Origin of the sequence: Pannonibacter sp., from assembly GCF_051860505.1 — a bacterium.
Classification (GTDB): domain Bacteria; phylum Pseudomonadota; class Alphaproteobacteria; order Rhizobiales; family Stappiaceae; genus Pannonibacter.
Genome location: NZ_JBHYDX010000020.1, coordinates 1 through 16,944, shown reverse-complemented (window position 1 = coordinate 16,944; position 16,944 = coordinate 1). Strand labels below are relative to the sequence as shown.

The following is a 16,944-nucleotide window of genomic DNA, read 5'->3' as shown; positions in this document are numbered from 1 at the left end:
TTCGTCTGACTGACTTTGGCGGCTCCGGGTTCACCCGGGGCCGCCTTTTCTCAACAGGAGTTCGGAATGGCCGTGATCGACCTTGGCACCAGCGTGCTCGCCATGCGCCGGCAACGGCAGTTGTATTCGTTTGGGGCTGTGCTTCTCGTCGTCGCCATGATGGCCTGGGGCTACAGCGAAGCAAATGAACTCAACTCAGGCAGTTTCCTGACCGGCCTCACCAAGTTCTTCGACTATCCGTCCGAGATCGTGATCGAAGCATGGGATCTTGGGCTCTTCGGACTGCTTGGTCTGATGTGGCATTTTTTCCCTGCCCTGATCGAGACCCTCAACATCGCGTTCGTCGCAACGATCATTGGCGGCTTCCTTGCGATGGGCCTGTCCTTTGCGAGCACGCGCAACCTGGATGTCTGGCCTCCGTTGATCCCGGTGACGCGCCGCGTCATGGATGTCATGCGTGCCTTTCCCGAGTTGGTCATCGCGCTTTTTCTGATCTTCCTGCTTGGCTCAAGCCCGATCCCGGCCATGATCGCGGTGGCCTTCCACACGGCGGGTGCGCTCGGCAAGCTGTTCTCGGAAGTCAACGAGAACATCGACCGCAAGCCGATTGAAGGTTTGAAAGCGGTCGGCGGCAGCTGGATCCAGCGCATCCGTTTTGCGGTCCTGCCGCAGGTCGCGCCGAACTATCTCAGCTACTTTCTGCTCCGCCTTGAAATCAACGTGCGTGCTTCGGCGATCCTTGGCTTCGTCGGCGCCGGCGGCATCGGCTCGGAACTGCGCCGGTCCATCGGTTGGGGCCAGGGGGCTGGCGATGACACGGCGGCTCTGTTCCTGCTGCTGTTCCTGGCCATCATCATCATCGACCAGACGTCCTCATACCTGCGCGCCCGGTTGACCGGCGCAGCGCGTCACTGACGGGAGCACAGGACAATGACCGCCGCCACCCTCCCTTCGGGATCCAATCTCGAGCTTGCCCAACGCGCCATTCGCGACCGTATGATGCGGGCCGTTGGCATTCCCCTGCTCGTTCTTGCCTATCTCGCCTATGCCTGGATGGCATTCGATGTATCAGCCATCCTCGGCAACGCGGATCCGCAGCGCGCGGCACTGCTCGGCGTCGACACGATCTATCATAAGGTCCATGTCGAGCAGAACCTGCGCCGTGGTGATTTGACGATTGCAATCGAAGGCGAGCGCACGGCCACCTATGCGAAGGGCACCAGCCCGGAGTGGGTTGCAATCGAGGGCAATCGGACAACCATTGATCTCGGGGACGGATACCTTGCCCAGATCGACGGCCCGACGCTCGAATTTAACGTCCCGGACTACGGCCTTATCATCGCGACGGTTGTGGACGACAAGGTTCAGGTGACATTGCCCGGACCGACGCCTGAGTGGATTACCGGAAACGAACAGAAATTCGACGCGCGTCCCACGTTTGATCGCCGTGTCCAGGTCTCCAGGTCGAAGATCGAAGTGCATCGTTACTTCTTTGGGTGGGAGAATTTCTGGTTCCCGTTCAATTCGCCCCTGCACGGCATGAGCGCTGGTGCAGTCATGTCCCTGGTGTTTTCGGCGGACCGTCTCGATCCTGCGCAGTCGAATGCAAGCCTTGTGTGGAGCACTTTCTGGGGCAATCAGGACTGGCAGCATGGGGTCATTGCTGTCGCCCTGTTCGAAACGCTGCTGATGGCCGTCCTCGGCACCTTGACCGCCTTTATCCTGGCGCTCCCGCTGGCATTCCTTGCGGCTCGGAACTTCACGCCCTCCATGGCGGTCCGGTTTGCAGTGCGGCGATTGTTCGACTTTGTCCGTACAGTGGACTCGCTGATCTGGTCGCTGATCTTCATCCGCGCCTTCGGCCTCGGCCCGCTTACCGGTTCACTGGCAATTGCCATCACTGATATGGGTACGCTTGGCAAGATGTTCTCCGAAGCACTTGAGAACATTGACGGAAAGCAGCTTGAAGGTGTTAACTCGACAGGCGCGAACCAGTTGCAGTCCTATCGTTTCGGCGTCATTCCGCAGATCCTTCCGGTACTCTTGTCCCAGGGCCTTTACTATCTGGAATCCAACACCCGTTCGGCCACGGTGATCGGGGCGCTGGGGGCAGGTGGTATCGGTCTGGTTCTTGTCGAGACGATGAAAACCTCCCGGGACTGGGAGAACGTGGCCTACATCATCATCCTGACCCTGATCCTGGTCAGCGCTATGGACAGCCTGTCGAGCTGGCTGCGTCGCAAGCTGATCGAGGGCAGCAACTGATCCCCATGGGTGTTGTGATTGAAGAGGGCGCTGCCGGAACCGGTGGCGCCCTTTTCATTTGCATTGACCGTTGTCGGCAATCGGCGAGACTGCCGTCTCCTGTCCGTTGGCCTTCAGCTGCCGCTCCGGCATAGTGGAAAGACCAGTGGAGAAGCGGCGATGACGATTCGGAAGTGGACACTCGCACGGCAGACGGGGGCAGGCCTTTTGCTGGCTGCGGCTGTCCTGTTGACGAACGCCGGCCCTGCACAGGCCATTGAAGCCTGTGTGGCGCGCCTGTCCCGTGAGGCAGAGGCTCAGGGCATTCGCCCCGATATCATCGCCCGTATGCTGGCGACCGCCAAGGCAGATGAGCGGGTCATCCGCTTTTCCTCGAGCCAGCCAGAGTACGAGACGCCCATCTGGGACTACATGGCCTTTCTGGTCGACGAACAGCGGATCAAGGATGGCGAGGCTCTGCTGAAGCAGCACGCCAAGACGCTGGCTGCGGTCGAGAAGGCCTTTGGCGTCGAACGGCATGTGGTCGTCGCGGTCTGGGGCATTGAAAGTGACTACGGCAAGGCCAAGGGGGATTTCTATACCCCTCATGCCCTTGCCAACCTGGCCTGCGCCGGTGGCCGGCGGGCCAACTATTTTCGCGATGAACTGATGAAGACGTTGCTCATCGCCAATCGCGGCGACGTTCCCGTCGACAAATTCCAGGGCTCCTGGGCCGGGGCCTTCGGGCAGACGCAATTCATGCCCACTACCTATCTGCGCCTTGCCGTCGACTTTGATCGCGACGGACGCAAGGATCTGGTCGACACCACAGCCGACGCGCTGGCCTCAACCGCGAATTTCCTTAAGGACGCTGGCTGGGAAAAGGGCCGCCCCTGGGGCTATGAGGTCAAGTTGCCGAACGGCTACAAGGGCCCCGTCGGGCGCCGGGAGCGGGCGACCCTTGCGACCTGGGCCAAACGCGGCCTTGTGCGTCTGGATGGCAAGTCGCTGTCGGGGGGGCTGGAGGCCGGCCTGATCCTGCCGGCCGGAAACGCGGGGCCCGCCTTTCTGGTCACGCGCAATTTCGACGCCCTGTTTTCCTACAACGCTTCGCAATCCTATGGTCTGGCAATCGCGCTGCTGTCACAGCTGATATCCGGCGGTGAACCGTTCAAGGCGGCCTGGCCGACCGAGGATCCGGGCCTGTCACGGGCGCAGCGGCTCAACCTGCAGAAGCGGCTTGCGGAAAAAGGCTTTTACAACGACGAGATCGACGGACGCGTCGGTCCTGCGACGCGGGAAGCAATCAAGCGGGCCGAGGCAAACTATGGCTTGCAGCCGACCGGTCGTCCGGGCTACCGCATCTATCAGGCGCTGGGGGGCGACTGATCCAAACGGGCAGGGCGTGTCAGGTTCACGGGTGTGGCTGGAGGAGAGCCGCGCCGGTCGGGAGTAGCGGATGACCGGAACGATCCTCACGATTGCCCAGCAGAAGGGTGGCTCGGGCAAGACTACAGTCACGACCCATCTGGCGCTCGGTCTGGCGCATGCCGATCCGCGCCTGCGCATTGCCATTCTCGATGTCGACCCGCAGGGCTCGCTCGGCACCTGGTATGAGGCGCGCGAGGCGCGGCTTGGCGAGGCGGCAACCGGCCTGACCTTGCGCACCGCCAGCGGCTGGGGCGCCCGGCGCGAGGCGCGAGGCCTCGCCCGCGACCATGATTTCGTTCTCATCGACACCCCGCCCAAGACCGATGTCGATGCCCGTCCCGCGATCGATGCCGCCGATCTGGTGATTGTTCCGGTGCAGCCAACGCTCGTAGATCTTTGGGCGACCGGCCAGACTTTCGAAATGGCACGGCGCGAGGACAAGGCGGCCGTCCTGGTGCTCAACCGGGTTCCGCCACGGGCCGCGCTCACCGGCGATGTCAGTGAGGCCATTGCCTCATCCGGCTTCGCCCGGCTGGATCCGGTTCTGGGCAACCGCACGGCCTTTGCCGCCTCGATGGGGCAGGGGCTGACGGCACTTGAAACCGATCCGCGCGGCAAGGCAGCAAGCGAGGTGCTGGCTCTCGTTGCAGCCTTGCGCCGGCACCTGAACCCGGCCGGTTAACCTTCGCCTGCTCCAGTTGCCGCTATCGCGCTTGACGGATGCCCCGCCGCCCGCGATGCTCCCATCGTATTGTCATGAGCATTTGCCACAATTTCCCGTGGCATCGTTTGCGTTTCGAATTTTTGCCTGAACAACAGGCGGCACGCCCTGAATCGCCGCCCCGGAGGACGATCATGCTGTGGAGTTTCGCTCGCGCTGCCCGCGCGCCCCTTGCCATGGCTTTTCTCTCGCTGGCGCTGGCTGGCCCGCTTGCGGCTGCCGACCGCAAGATCGTCACGATCCCAGATGCCGACTATTTCGGCGGCGACTACAGGACGGTGAAGGATATTGACCTCCCGGCCTGCGAGGCGGCCTGTATCGATGACGCCCAGTGTCAGGCCTTCACCTACAACACCTCCGCCCGTTGGTGTTTCCTGAAGAACACTCAAGGAGAAGTCCAGAGTTTCCGAGGCGCCATTGCCGGGCGGATTGTGGCCAGCCAGGTCAGACAGGTGAATGTGACGGCGACGCGCAAGGCAGACCTTGCCTTCGTGCCGAAATACACGCTCGATGAGGCGCAGCGCTATGCCCTGTCGTTGCCGCGACTGACTGGAACGCCGTCCGAAAGTGCAAACGTGCTGCGCAAGCGCGCTGGCGAAGCTCTGTCAGCTGGCCGCCTTGAGCAGGCCGAGACCGACTATGCCGGCCTCGTCAGTCTCGACGCGGCTGATTCCGCCGCCTGGGCCGGTCTTGCCAGCGCCCAACTCGGCCAGAATCCGGACGACTGGAACCGCCGCTCGGAGCTTCGGCAGAACAGCACGTCCTCGGCCATCAACGCCTATCTGACCTCGCAGAGCGAAGGTGGGCGGCTGAAGGCCCTTGAACTCATTGCAAGTGCCTTCTCCGCCAATGAAAACTGGAAACCGGTCATCAAGGCCCTGCGCCTTGCGCTGACCCTGAACAACAGCCCGGCGCTGCGCGAGCGCTATGACCAGGTGATCGCAGAGCACGGCTTCCGGGTGGTCAACCACCAGGTTGATGCCGATTCCGCCGAGCCGCGCATTTGCGTTGTCTTCTCAGAAGAATTGCCGCGCGGCGAGGACCTCTCGCCCTTCGTGCGCGTGACCGGGGAGCCGGGCACGGCCGTTGCCGCCGATGGCGCGCAGCTCTGCGTGACCGGCGTGCGTCATGGTGCCCGTTACGGCGTGACCGTTCGCTCGGGCGTTCCGTCCGCTGACGGCGAGAAGCTTGAGAAGTCGGCCGAGCTGACGCTCTATGTCCGCGATCGTTCTCCCTCGGTGAACTTCCTCGGTCGTGCCTATGTCTTGCCGAAAGGCAAGGATGCCACCATTCCGATCGTTTCCGTCAACACCACGGAAGTATCGGCAGAAATCTTCCGTGTCGGCGACCGTGGTCTGGTCGATGTTATCCGCGACGAGCGCTTCCTGCGCCAGCTTGCCCCCTATCAGGGCGATCAGCTCGCCGATGAACTGGGCGAAAAGCTCTGGTCAGGCGTTGTGACCACCGCCAGCCCGCTCAACGCCGACGTGACCACCGCCATCCCGCTGGAAGATATTGGTCTCGACCTCAAGCCGGGCGTCTACGCCATGACGGCCCGCTCGAAGCTCGACACCCAGAATGAATGGGGTGCCCGCGCCACCCAGTGGTTCATTGTCTCCGACATTGGCCTTGCTGCCTATTCTGGCCCCGACGGTGTGGTGGCTTCGCTGCGCTCCCTGTCGACCGCCAAGGCGCTGGACGGCGTTGCGGTGCGGCTCGTTGCTGTCAATAATGAGATCCTTGGCGAGGGCGTTGCAGATGCCAAGGGACTCGCCACCTTCGCGCCGGGCCTGACCCGTGGGCGCGGGGGCCGTGCGCCCGCGCTGGTGGTTGCCGAGACAAAGGACGGCGATTACTCCTTCCTGGACCTGCGCAAGCCGGCATTCGACCTGTCCGACCGGGGCGTCGAGGGCCGCGAAGCCCCAGGCCCGCTCGATGTCTTCGCCTGGACCGAGAAAGGCATCTACAAGTCGGGTGAAACGGTCCATGCCCAGGCGCTCTTGCGCAATGCCCGCGCGGATGCCCAGACCGACCTGCCGCTGACCCTGGTCTTTGAACGTCCCGATGGCGTTGAGCATCTGCGGACAACGATCAATGATGCCGGTCTTGGCGGTTACGCCTATGATCTGGAACTGGCTCCCGGCATCCAGCAGGGCGTCTGGTCGATGAAGGTCTTCCTGGATCCGAAGGGCGCGCCACTGGCGCAGAAGACGTTCCTTCTGGAGGATTACCAGCCCGAACGCGTCGATTACCAACTTCTCACAGATGCCAAGGCGTTCGCATTCGGTGTGCCGGCTCAAGTGTCGCTTGAGGGGCGTTTCCTCTATGGCGCGCCGGCCTCCGGCCAGGTTCTGGAGGGCGACATCACCGTCGCTCCGACCCGCACGGCCCCGGCCTATCCGGGCTTCAAGTTCGGCCTTGCCGACGAGGGCCTGTACCCGACGCGCGATTCCCTTGCAGAAGGTCTGCGTACGGATGACGATGGCGCCCTGCGTTTTGCCGTCAACCTTCCGCAGGTATCTCCCAGTTCCGGTCTCTACACAGCCTCGCTGATCACGCGCCTTGTTGAAACCGGCGGTCGCTATGTCGAACGTCGCATTGAACTGCCAGTCCTGCCTGGTTCGCCGCGCGTTGGCGTCAAGCCGCTGTTCAGCGACGGTGTCGACGAGGGTGGCCCGGCCGAGTTCGAGATTATCGTCATTGACGGTGAAGGCGTGCGCCAGGCCGCATCCAGCCTTAACTGGACCTTGTCGCGGATCGAAACGCGATACCAATGGTACCGCAGCGATGGCAACTGGGCCTATGAGCCGGTCACCACCTCCGAACGGGTCGGCACCGGCAAGGTCGATGTCTCGGCTGAAGCCCCGGCAAAGCTCTCAGTTCCGGTCAAATGGGGTGAGTACCGCCTTGAGGTCGCTCTTGGCGGCGCGGAGCCGGCGGTCACCAGCGAGATATTCACCGCCGGCTGGTATGTTGCCGACGCAGCATCCGAAACGCCTGATGTTCTTGAGGTCGGTCTCGACAAGACGGCCTATCGTCCCGGCGAGACAGCGGTCCTGCGCATGAAGCCGCAGTTCGATGGCATTGCCGTCGTGAATGTCTTCTCCGGCGGCCTTCTGTCGAGTGAAGCCGTGCCGGTCACGGCCGGAGAGGCCAGCATTGATGTCAGGATTACAGAGGACTGGGGAACGGGTGCCTATGTCACCGCGACCCTGTACCGACCGATGGATCTGGAAGCCAAACGCATGCCAGCGCGCGCCCTTGGCTTGTCCTGGGCACAAGTCGAACCAGGCAATCGCAAGCTGGCCGTCGAGATCGACGCGCCGGCGACACTGCTTCCGCGCTCGACGCTGGAGACCAGCGTGCGCATCGCCAACCTGGAAGCTGGCGAAAAGGCCTACCTGACCCTCGCCGCAGTGGATGTCGGCATTCTCAATCTCACCGGCTACAAGACCCCGGATCCGGCCACCTGGTATTTCGGACAGCGCCGCCTGGGTGTTGAGCTGCGCGATCTTTATGGTCAGCTGATCGACCGGACCGCCGGCACCAGGGGCCAGGTCCGTTCGGGCGGTGACGGCGGCTCCTCGATGCAGGCACCGCCGCCCGATGAAGAGCCGGTCGCGCTGTTCTCAGGGATTGTCGAAGTCGGTGCCGATGGCCGGGTTCCGGTTTCCTTCGAGATCCCTGACTTCAATGGCAAGCTGCGCCTGATGGCAGTGTCCTGGACCAAGGCCGGCGTCGGCAGCGCGGAACGTGACGTCGAAGTGCGCGACCCTGTCGTCATGTCGGCCAGCCTGCCCCGCTTCCTCGCGCCCGGTGATACCTCCCGCATTCTCGTCGAGATCGACAACGTTGACGGCCCTGCTGGCAGCTATCGCCTTGTTGCCAATGCCGATGGCCCGGTCAGCTTCACGGGGGCGACGGAACAGGCCGTCGACCTTGCCCCCGGTAAGAAAACCGAACTGCGCCTTCCGGTCAGCGCCGGGGCAGGGACAGGGGATGCCGTCATCGAACTGGCGATTACCGGACCCGATGGCACCAGCGCGTCAAAGACGCTGGCGCTTGGCGTGCGCGACACGCAGCCATTCATCACCACCCGTGAGGTCTATGCGCTTGAGCCTGGCAACAGCGTGTCGGTCGGAGCCTCCGCGCTCGATGGCTACCGGACGGGGACCGTGACAGTTGCCCTTGCCGCCGGCGGGGCCGCGGAAATCGACGTTCCCGGGCTGTTGGCTGCCCTTGACCGTTATCCTTATGGCTGCACCGAACAGACCACCAGCCGCGCATTGCCGTTGCTGTATCTCAATGAAGTGGCGGAGGGCGTCGGGCTTGGGACAGACGAGGCTCTGCGCGCCCGGGTGACCAAGGCGATCCAGGATGTTCTGGCGAACCAGAATTCCGGCGGTTCCTTCGGCTTGTGGAACAGCTATGGCAACACCGACACCTGGCTTGATGCCTATGTCGCCGATTTCCTCGTCCGCGCACGTGAAAAGGGCTACGACGTGCCGGAGGTTGCCTACAGTGCCGCGCTCGACAGTCTGCAGAACCGTATTTCTTATGCGTCTGACTTCTCTGAAGGCGGCGAAGGCATTGCCTACGCGCTTTATGTCCTTGCCCGCACCGGTCGCGCGTCGATCGGTGATCTTCGCTACTACATGGACGTGAAGCTTGGCGATTTTGCCACGCCGCTGGCCAAGGCCCAGATCGCGGCCAGCCTCGCGCTCTATGGCGAGACGGACCGGTCCGGAACGGGCTTCAAGGCTGCGATTGACGACCTGCCGATGCAGCGGGCCGGCCTGTTCCGGGAGGATTTCGGCTCGCCCTTGCGCGATGGTGCCGGCGTTCTCAGCTATCTGGCCGAGGCCCGCTCACCGGTTTCCAGCCAGTCGGTGACGGATTTCGTTGCCCGTCAGCAGTCCTTCACCCCGGTTCCCTCGACGCAGGACATGGCCTGGCTGTTGCTCGCTGCCCGCGAGGCGAACGAACAGGCCAAGTCAGCCAGACTGGCCCTCGACGGCGAACTCCAGCCCGGCAAGCTTGGCTGGAGCTTCACCGGCGGCGAGGTGATGGCAAAGGATGTATCCCTGTCGAACCAGGGCGACCAGCGCACCAATGTGGTGCTGTCCATTACTGGCCAGCCGAGTGCGCCCTTGCCGGGCGGTGGCCAGGGCTTCAACATCACCCGTACCTTCTATGATCTCGACGGCAATGAGATCGATCCGGCAGCGGTGCCCTACAACACCCGCATGGCCGTGGTGATCGAGGTTGAACCCTTGAGCGAAAACAACGGCCGCCTGCTGGTCGTCGACCGTCTGCCGGGCGGCGTGGTGATCGACAATCCGCGTCTTGTGCGGTCCGGCGACATCGGTGCGCTCGACTGGCTGACCACCATCGATCAGCCTGATCACGTGGAGTTCCGCACTGACCAGTTCGTCGTCTCGGTCGACCAGCGCAACTTCGGCGACCCGGTGCTGACCTTCGCCTATCTGGCTCGGGCGGTCACGCCGGGATCCTACACCTTGCCGCCGGCCAGCGTCGAGGACATGTATCAGGCAGATCGCGGTGCTATCACCGACACTGGCCGGTTCGAGGTGCTTGGCCCGGTCAGGTAAGGCCGACATGAAAGGTGTTCTCTGGATCCAGGTACACGACGGGTCATCCCCGCCTTGTGCGGGGATCCAGCTACATCATTCCGGCTGGGCAATTTTGCGCCGCAAATACCGGCGGCCTCTGCAAGGAAGGGAGGCTGCAGGGTTCCCCGCACAAGGCGGGGATGACCTCTGTACACTCGTCGGGCGTTGTCTCGCAGGTCGCGGTTGTCGGCCGGAGAGCCGTAAGGCGGCCCTACCTTCTTCGTAGGTTGGAAAGTCGAATGGACCAGTCAGCGCCTCAGCGGCAGCGCATCTTTTCCCGGCTGCCTCGCCGCCTGCGCCGCATGGTCCCTGCAGCAGCCGGCTTGTGCCTGATGGCCGCAATCGGGACGGGCTTCCTCATTTATGCCGTTGCGACTGCGCCCATGCCGCCGGCGCTCGCCGACATTTCCGTGTCCCGTGTGGTCCTCGATCGCAACGGCGACCTCCTGAGGGCCTTTGCAACATCGGATGAGCGCTGGCGTCTGCCGGTGAAATTGTCAGATGTCGATCCGCTTTATATCCGCATGCTGATGGCCTTCGAAGATCGACGCTTCCGCGATCACGCCGGCGTCGATCCCCGAGCGCTTGGCCGCGCCGCCTTCGAGACCATCACGGAACGTCGGATTGTGTCGGGAGGCTCGACCCTGACCATGCAGGTCATCCGCCTGCTCAACGAAGCCCCGACACGCGATCTTGGCGCCAAGTGGCAGCAGCTCGTCGGTGCGCTGGCCCTGGAACGGCGTCTGTCCAAGGACGAGATCCTTTCGCTCTACCTGATGCGTGCGCCCTTCGGCGGCAATCTGGAAGGCGTCCGGGCCGCCTCGCTGGTGTGGTTCGGCAAGGAACCGCGCCGGTTGACACCTGCGGAGGCGGCGCTGCTGGTCGCCTTGCCCCAATCACCCGAGTCGCGTCGGCCCGACCGGTTTCCGGACAACGCCCGCAAGGCGCGAGACCGGGTGCTCGACCAGGCGGTGGTAGAGGGAGTCGTGACGCTGGAGGAGGCCGAGGCTGCCCGACGCGATTCTGTCCCCACGCTGCGACGGCCGATGCCGATGATCGCGCCGCATCTGACGTCTTCCGTCGTCGCCGCCAATCCCGCCCTTGTCGAACATCGCCTGACCCTCGACCGCGCCCTGCAGCAGGCCATGGAACAACTCGTCGCCGCCAAGGCACTGGCACTGGGGCCGCAGATGTCGGCAGCATTGCTCGTTGCCGATCACACCAGCGGCGAGATCCTTGCCAGCGTCGGCTCACCGGGGCTGACCGACGACGGCCGCCAGGGCTATGTCGACATGACCGGCGCCGTTCGCTCACCCGGTTCGGCGCTGAAGCCCCTGATCTACGGGCTCGCCTTCGAACAGGGCATCGCCCACCCGGAAAGCTATATAGAAGACCGGCCCATCCGCATCGCCGGCTATGATCCGACCAACTTCGACCTGTCCTTCCAGGGCACGGTCACCGTGCGCGAAGCGCTGCAGTTGTCGTTGAACATCCCGGCGGTGAAGCTGCTGGAGGCCGTCGGCCCCGCCCAACTGACCGCACGTCTCCGCCGTACCGGCGTGACCCCGGTCTTGCCGCAAGGCCTGACCCCAGGTCTTGCTATCGGTTTGGGCGGGCTTGGGCTCACCTTGCGCGATCTCACCACCCTTTACGCTGCCATAGCCAGCGCCGGCCGGCCGATGCGTCTCGTCCACATCTATGGCGAATCAAGCCGCATGACGCCGGCTTTGCCGGTGCTGGAGCCGGTCGCGGCCTGGTATGTCGGAGATATCCTGGCCAAGGCGCCGCGACCCAGCACGGCAGCCGATGCGGGCATCGCCTTCAAGACCGGCACCGCTTACGGCTATCGCGACGCTGTCGCCGTCGGATTTGACGGTAAACATGTGATTGGCGTGTGGACTGGCCGTGCGGACGGCACCCCTGTTCCCGGCATGACCGGCCTGAAGTCGGCGGCCCCGATCCTGTTCGAGGCCTTTGATCGTCTCGGACCGGCGCGAATTCCACTCGCCTCGGCCCCGTCTGGTGTTCTCCCGCTCGCGACGGCCAGCTTGCCGCAGCCGTTGCGCCGGGCGCGTGTTCGGGCAGAATCAATGTCGCCGACCCTTGCCGGTACTCCGCTGGCCGCATCCTTGCGTATTTCGCATCCCCCGGACGGGGCTGATGTCGATCTCGGGCTCGCCGCAGCCGGCTCCGGACAAAAGCCGGTGCTTGTCGTCAAGCTGCAGGGCGGCCGCGGACCCTATACCTGGTTCGCCAATGGTCAGCCGGTCGAGAGCGGCCTCTATCTGACGCAGCTTGTCTGGACACCGGATGGTCCGGGCCAGCAGACGATTCTGGTGATTGACGCCACGGGGGCCAGCGACCGGGTCGAGGTAACACTTCGCTAAGGATTTCAGGGGCTTTCCCTGCAAAGGCCAAGTGGCGCGGCCCGGATGAGGGCCGAACGGCTTGTCTCTTGCGCTTGGTCCGGTGATTCCTTGTTGCCGCTCGATCCCCCGGCGCCACGCGGTCCTGACGCCGGGACATCAGGGCTTTTACGCCCCTTTCCGGCCCCATTCCTTGCCAGGGTCTTAAGAACGCCTCTCAACTCGTGGCTTTCCTGCAACACCGGGTTTTGAAAGCAGTCTTGCGAGGGGGCTGGCAGGCTGTTCAAGGTTGAACGAAGTTTCCGGATGGGTATGGTCACTTTGCGAGCGGCTCACGGGTCGCACTGAATTGTCGTCCAAGGAAATCCAACCTCCGGCCGGTGGCAATATCAGACCAATTCGCGGGGAAACGACGGAGTGAGTTCGAGGCGCCTGCGCCAGTTCAAGCGTCCGTCATTAATTGACTGATTTGGAGGTCATACTATGAACCTTAAGAGCATCATGCTCGGCGCAGCAGCTGCTGCCGCTGCTGTCACCGGCGCCCAGGCTGCCGATCTTCCGGTCGCTCCGGAGCCGGTCGACTACGTTCGCGTTTGCGACGCTTTCGGCGCTCGCTTCTTCTACATCCCGGGCACCGAAACCTGCCTGCGCGTTGGTGGCCGTGTCCGCGTTGACTTCTACTTCAACGACTTCGGTGATGAGCCGAACAAGTGGAACCGCGCTGGTAACGGCACCTCGACCCGCGCTCGTGGTTACCTGTACCTCGACGCCCGCACCAACACCGAATACGGTCTGGTTCGCGCCTACACCACCATGCTGATGACCCGCGACTCTGGCGGTTCCACCGGCTACGACCTGGACAAGGCTTTCATCCAGTTCGGCAACTTCACTTTCGGTCGCGCTGGTTCGCAGTACGACTTCTACACCGGTAACGCTTACAACCAGATCGGCAAGAACTGGTCTGATAGCAACAGCTGGGTTGCTGCCTACACCGCTGCCTTCGGCAATGGCGTTTCGGCCACCATCTCGCTGGAAGACGGCACCTACCGCCGCACCGGTACCGGCTTTGCTGGTCACCGTTACCCGGATCTGGTCGCCGCTCTGAAGGTTGATCAGGGTTGGGGTTCGGCCAAGGTCATGGCTGCCCTTCACGAAGCTCGTCTCCTGAACGCTTCTTCGGATGCTAAGCTCGGCTTCGGCATCGGCGCTGGCGTCACCATCAAGCTTCCGATGCTCGGCAGCAAGGACACCATCTCGTTCCAGGCACAGTACGCTGACGGCGCCCTGTCCTACGCTGGTATTACCTCTGGCGCTCAGGACGTTGTCTTCTCTGGCGGTTCTACCCGTACCTCCAAGGCATGGTCTGTCAGCGGTGGTCTGTACCACGCTTGGACCGATACCCTGGCCAGCGGTCTGGACGCTTCCTATGCTGACGTCGACGCTCCGTTCGGTGGCACTGATTTCGACCGTTGGTCGGTTTCGGGTAACCTGATGTGGACCCCGGTCTCCGGTCTCGAGTTCGGTGCAGAACTCGGCTACTCCTCGACCGACTTCTCGCGTGGCGTGAAGGACAAGGATGCTCTGGAAGCCATGTTCCGCGTCCAGCGCACGTTCTAATCTGATCTCACGATCGGATCTGACGAACCCCGCAGCGAAAGCTGCGGGGTTTTGTCGTTCTTGTCGGGTGATGATGCCGGTTGGGCTGCGGTATAAATCTTGCGCGTTGCAGGTTTGCAAGAGATCGCAAGGCCAAAGGGCAACCATGTTACGCTCCGCCGCTGTCGCAAGGCTGGTCTGGCCGCAACGTCTCCGGGGAAACTTTACTTACGCCTTTCAGTAGTCAGCAAACTCGGTGAGGAACCGGGCGATCCGGTCCTGCGACCCCGCGTCCCAAAGCAGCGGCGCGTGGCCTTCGCCGTCGATGATCATCGTCTGAAGATGCGGATGCCGGGCGGCCATCAGCGTGAAAGTCTCCTGCGACAGCAGGTCCGACCGCGTGCCGCGAATGGCGAGAACGGGCCGATCGACAAGTGCCTCGAACAGCGGCCATTGATCCGGCCAGGGCGTAGCGTCATCCAGGGCGGAGAGGGTGAGGGCCAGCGCTGGATCATAGTCTAGCAGAACGCCCTCAGCATCGGGTTTCGCCAATTGATGCGCCAGCTTGTTCCAGCCATCGCCGTCAAGCAGTGGAAACTGGTCCTGAGACTGGCTGCGAAGCCTCAAGGCAAGGTCTTCGTAAGTCCGGTGCCGCATTCCCTTGCCCAGCGTGGCGGCGATCCGCAAGATTGACTTGAGTTCGATGCGAGGCCCGACATCGTTGAGGACCACGGCGCTCATTCGGTGCCGGCCATAGCGATGCGCCATGGCCATGGCATGCAGGCCGCCGCGCGAGGTGCCGAGAACAGCAAACCGGTCAAGCTGCAGGGCGGCAAGGCCGGCATCGATGTCGTGCCCCTCGACTGGGATTGCGTAATTGTGCCAGTCCGGATCATGAGCACTGTCGCCGCGACCGCGATAGTCGAAGGCGACGACCTTGCGGCCCAGGCTGGCGAGGTATGCAGCTATATCGCCAAAGTCACGCCAGTTTCGGCTGAGCCCGGCCAGACAGACGAGGGGAACTGCCCCATTTTCATGTGAGGTCGGATTCCAAACTCTCGCAGCGAGGGTCAGTCCGTCCGGGGCGGAGAAGTAGACCAGCTCCGGCCTCGAGGCGGCCTGGCTTCTGTCCTCCGGCAGCAATGTGTCAGCCATTCCAGCCCTCCCAGCGCCGGTCTGCCATCGTCTTGTGCAAACTAATCAGTTCGTGCCGCGCGCGCCATACAGGGAACTGCGCAAGTCCCGGTTTTGGCGTCACTTTCTATCAAACCGAGTTTTGCCGATCCTGCTGCATAATTGACGCAAACCCCGCCTAAACCGTTGCCCGATCACGGGCGGCCAAGTATTGTGCGCCGTCTCAGGGCATGGTTGTCCTGATGAAGAGTCCAAGAGGAAACCTGAAATGTTCAAGGGATCGATTCCAGCGCTGATCACTCCGTTCCGGAATGGCGCGGTGGATGAGAAACGCTTTCAGGACTTCGTGGACTGGCAGATCAAAGAGGGCAGCTCGGGTCTGGTGCCGGTGGGAACGACGGGCGAAAGCCCGACCTTGACCCATGCCGAGCACAAGCGCGTCGTCGAGCTTTGCGTTGAAGCTGCGGCCGGCCGCGTTCCGGTCATGGCTGGTGCCGGCTCGAACAACACGGCCGAAGCGATCGATCTGGCTCGTCACGCTGAGCAGGCGGGTGCGGACGCGCTGCTGATCGTGACGCCATATTACAACAAGCCGAACCAGGCTGGCCTCAAGGCACATTACCGCGCCATTGATGCGGCCGTCGGCATTCCGATCTACATCTACAATATCCCTGGCCGGTCGGTGATCGACATGACACCGGAAACGATGGCAGAGCTGTTCAAGACCTGTCGCAACATCAAGGGCGTCAAGGATGCCACTGCCAATATGGCGCGTGCGACCCTGCAACGTCACGCCTGCGGTCCGGACTTTGTCCAGCTCTCGGGTGAGGACATCACCGCGCTAGGCTTCAACGCCCACGGGGGAACGGGCTGCATCTCGGTGACGGCCAACGTTGCTCCGCGCCTTTGCGCAGAGTTCCAGGCCGCAACACTTGCCGGAGACTATACCAAGGCCCTGGCGATCCAGGACAAACTGGATCTGCTGCATCATGCCCTGTTCATCGAGCCGAACCCGACGGGCGTGAAATACGCCTTGTCGCTGCTCGGCAAGATCGACAATGATGTGCGCCTGCCGCTCGTCTGCATTGCCCCTGAGACCGAGGTGCAGGTTCGCGCCGCAATGGTCCACGCCGGGCTCATCAATTAACCGCATGGAATGCCGGCAGGACGGATCCCGTCCTGCCGCAGCCAGGAAGACCAGTCATGGCCCCGAAGTCCGGCGCATCCGACCGCACCATCGTCGCAGACAATCGCAAGGCCCGCTTCAACTACGAGATCGAGACGGTCTACGAAGTCGGGATCGAACTGCGTGGCACGGAAGTGAAGTCCCTGCGCACGGGCCGTGGCAACATCCAGGAATCCTACGCCGCTGAAAAGAACGGCGAAATCTGGCTGTATAATTGCTATCTGCCGGAATACCTGCAGGCCAACCGGTTCAACCATGAGCCGCGCCGGCCGCGCAAACTGCTCCTGCACAAGCGCGAGATTGCCAAGCTGTCGGCTGCGGTTGCCAAGGACGGCAAGACCCTTGTGCCGCTCAAGGTGTTCTTCAACGAAAAGGGCAGGGCCAAGATGGAACTGGCGCTCGCCCGCGGCAAGAAGCTGCATGACAAGCGCGAGACCGAAAAGGCCCGCGACTGGGCTCGCGAAAAGGGCCGTCTGCTCAAGACCGGCTAACCCTCTGCGCAGTGAAAGCTGGCCATGCGCCGGCTGAGGCTGATACCAAACCTCAAACTCACCGGCGTCATCCCTGTCTATCCGAGCGCCTCTTGCCAGATTGATCTGGTGGAGCGTGAATGGTCCGCGGGCGGAGCACCGT

General features: G+C 62.9%; 10 protein-coding genes. 9 read left to right on the top strand and 1 reads right to left on the bottom strand.

Features of this window, described 5'->3' with window-relative positions; all coding sequences use genetic code 11:
- The first annotated feature begins 66 nt into the window (after positions 1-66).
- The 7 genes from phnE (ACTIFE_RS14485) (at position 67) to ACTIFE_RS14455 (ending at position 14,012) form a co-directional block, all read left to right on the top strand.
- Entirely contained in the window at positions 67-915 is an 849-nt protein-coding gene (gene phnE / locus ACTIFE_RS14485; protein ID WP_439529867.1) for a phosphonate ABC transporter, permease protein PhnE, read from the top strand.
- A 15-nt stretch (positions 916-930) separates the two neighbouring features.
- Positions 931-2,265 (top strand): phosphonate ABC transporter, permease protein PhnE, encoded by a 1,335-nt coding sequence (gene phnE, locus ACTIFE_RS14480; RefSeq protein ID WP_439529866.1) that lies wholly within the window; start codon positions 931-933, stop codon positions 2,263-2,265.
- A 159-nt stretch (positions 2,266-2,424) separates the two neighbouring features.
- On the top strand, positions 2,425-3,633 hold the full coding sequence (locus tag ACTIFE_RS14475; RefSeq protein ID WP_439529865.1) for a lytic murein transglycosylase: 1,209 nt from the start codon (positions 2,425-2,427) through the stop codon (positions 3,631-3,633).
- Positions 3,634-3,703: 70 nt separating this feature from the next.
- A complete protein-coding gene (gene parA / locus ACTIFE_RS14470; RefSeq protein WP_439529864.1) occupies positions 3,704-4,357 on the top strand; it encodes a ParA family partition ATPase in 654 nt (217 codons plus the stop codon).
- A 173-nt stretch (positions 4,358-4,530) separates the two neighbouring features.
- Positions 4,531-10,008 (top strand): alpha-2-macroglobulin family protein, encoded by a 5,478-nt coding sequence (locus ACTIFE_RS14465; RefSeq protein ID WP_439529863.1) that lies wholly within the window; start codon positions 4,531-4,533, stop codon positions 10,006-10,008.
- A gap of 260 nt (positions 10,009-10,268) precedes the next feature.
- Positions 10,269-12,416, top strand: coding sequence for a penicillin-binding protein 1C (gene pbpC, locus ACTIFE_RS14460; RefSeq protein WP_439529862.1), 2,148 nt, complete (start codon positions 10,269-10,271; stop codon positions 12,414-12,416).
- Between the two features lie 462 nt (positions 12,417-12,878).
- Positions 12,879-14,012, top strand: a complete 1,134-nt coding sequence (locus ACTIFE_RS14455) for a porin (RefSeq protein WP_439529861.1) — start codon at positions 12,879-12,881, stop codon at positions 14,010-14,012.
- A 216-nt stretch (positions 14,013-14,228) separates the two neighbouring features.
- Here ACTIFE_RS14455 and ACTIFE_RS14450 read toward each other — a convergent pair whose 3' ends face one another.
- On the bottom strand, positions 14,229-15,146 hold the full coding sequence (locus ACTIFE_RS14450; protein ID WP_439529860.1) for an alpha/beta fold hydrolase: 918 nt from the start codon (positions 15,144-15,146) through the stop codon (positions 14,229-14,231).
- A 247-nt stretch (positions 15,147-15,393) separates the two neighbouring features.
- On the opposite strand from ACTIFE_RS14450, the gene dapA reads away from it, so the two are divergent.
- The gene (gene dapA, locus ACTIFE_RS14445) at positions 15,394-16,272 is read left to right on the top strand and encodes a 4-hydroxy-tetrahydrodipicolinate synthase (protein WP_439529859.1); all 879 of its coding nucleotides are present in this window, start codon (positions 15,394-15,396) and stop codon (positions 16,270-16,272) included.
- Positions 16,273-16,328: 56 nt separating this feature from the next.
- Complete coding sequence (smpB, locus tag ACTIFE_RS14440) at positions 16,329-16,802, top strand: SsrA-binding protein SmpB (protein ID WP_106752223.1); 474 nt, start codon at positions 16,329-16,331, stop codon at positions 16,800-16,802.
- Positions 16,803-16,944: the final 142 nt, after the last annotated feature.

Excerpts from the sequence above, each read along its gene's own strand:
- phnE (WP_439529867.1), top strand. The coding sequence starts at position 67 with ATGGCCGTGATCGACCTTGGCACCAGCGTGCTCGCCATGCGCCGGCAA.
- phnE (WP_439529866.1), top strand. The coding sequence starts at position 931 with ATGACCGCCGCCACCCTCCCTTCGGGATCCAATCTCGAGCTTGCCCAA.
- ACTIFE_RS14475 (WP_439529865.1), top strand. The coding sequence starts at position 2,425 with ATGACGATTCGGAAGTGGACACTCGCACGGCAGACGGGGGCAGGCCTT.
- parA (WP_439529864.1), top strand. The coding sequence starts at position 3,704 with ATGACCGGAACGATCCTCACGATTGCCCAGCAGAAGGGTGGCTCGGGC.
- ACTIFE_RS14465 (WP_439529863.1), top strand. The coding sequence starts at position 4,531 with ATGCTGTGGAGTTTCGCTCGCGCTGCCCGCGCGCCCCTTGCCATGGCT.
- pbpC (WP_439529862.1), top strand. The coding sequence starts at position 10,269 with ATGGACCAGTCAGCGCCTCAGCGGCAGCGCATCTTTTCCCGGCTGCCT.
- ACTIFE_RS14455 (WP_439529861.1), top strand. The coding sequence starts at position 12,879 with ATGAACCTTAAGAGCATCATGCTCGGCGCAGCAGCTGCTGCCGCTGCT.
- ACTIFE_RS14450 (WP_439529860.1), bottom strand. The coding sequence starts at position 15,146 with ATGGCTGACACATTGCTGCCGGAGGACAGAAGCCAGGCCGCCTCGAGG.
- dapA (WP_439529859.1), top strand. The coding sequence starts at position 15,394 with ATGTTCAAGGGATCGATTCCAGCGCTGATCACTCCGTTCCGGAATGGC.
- smpB (WP_106752223.1), top strand. The coding sequence starts at position 16,329 with ATGGCCCCGAAGTCCGGCGCATCCGACCGCACCATCGTCGCAGACAAT.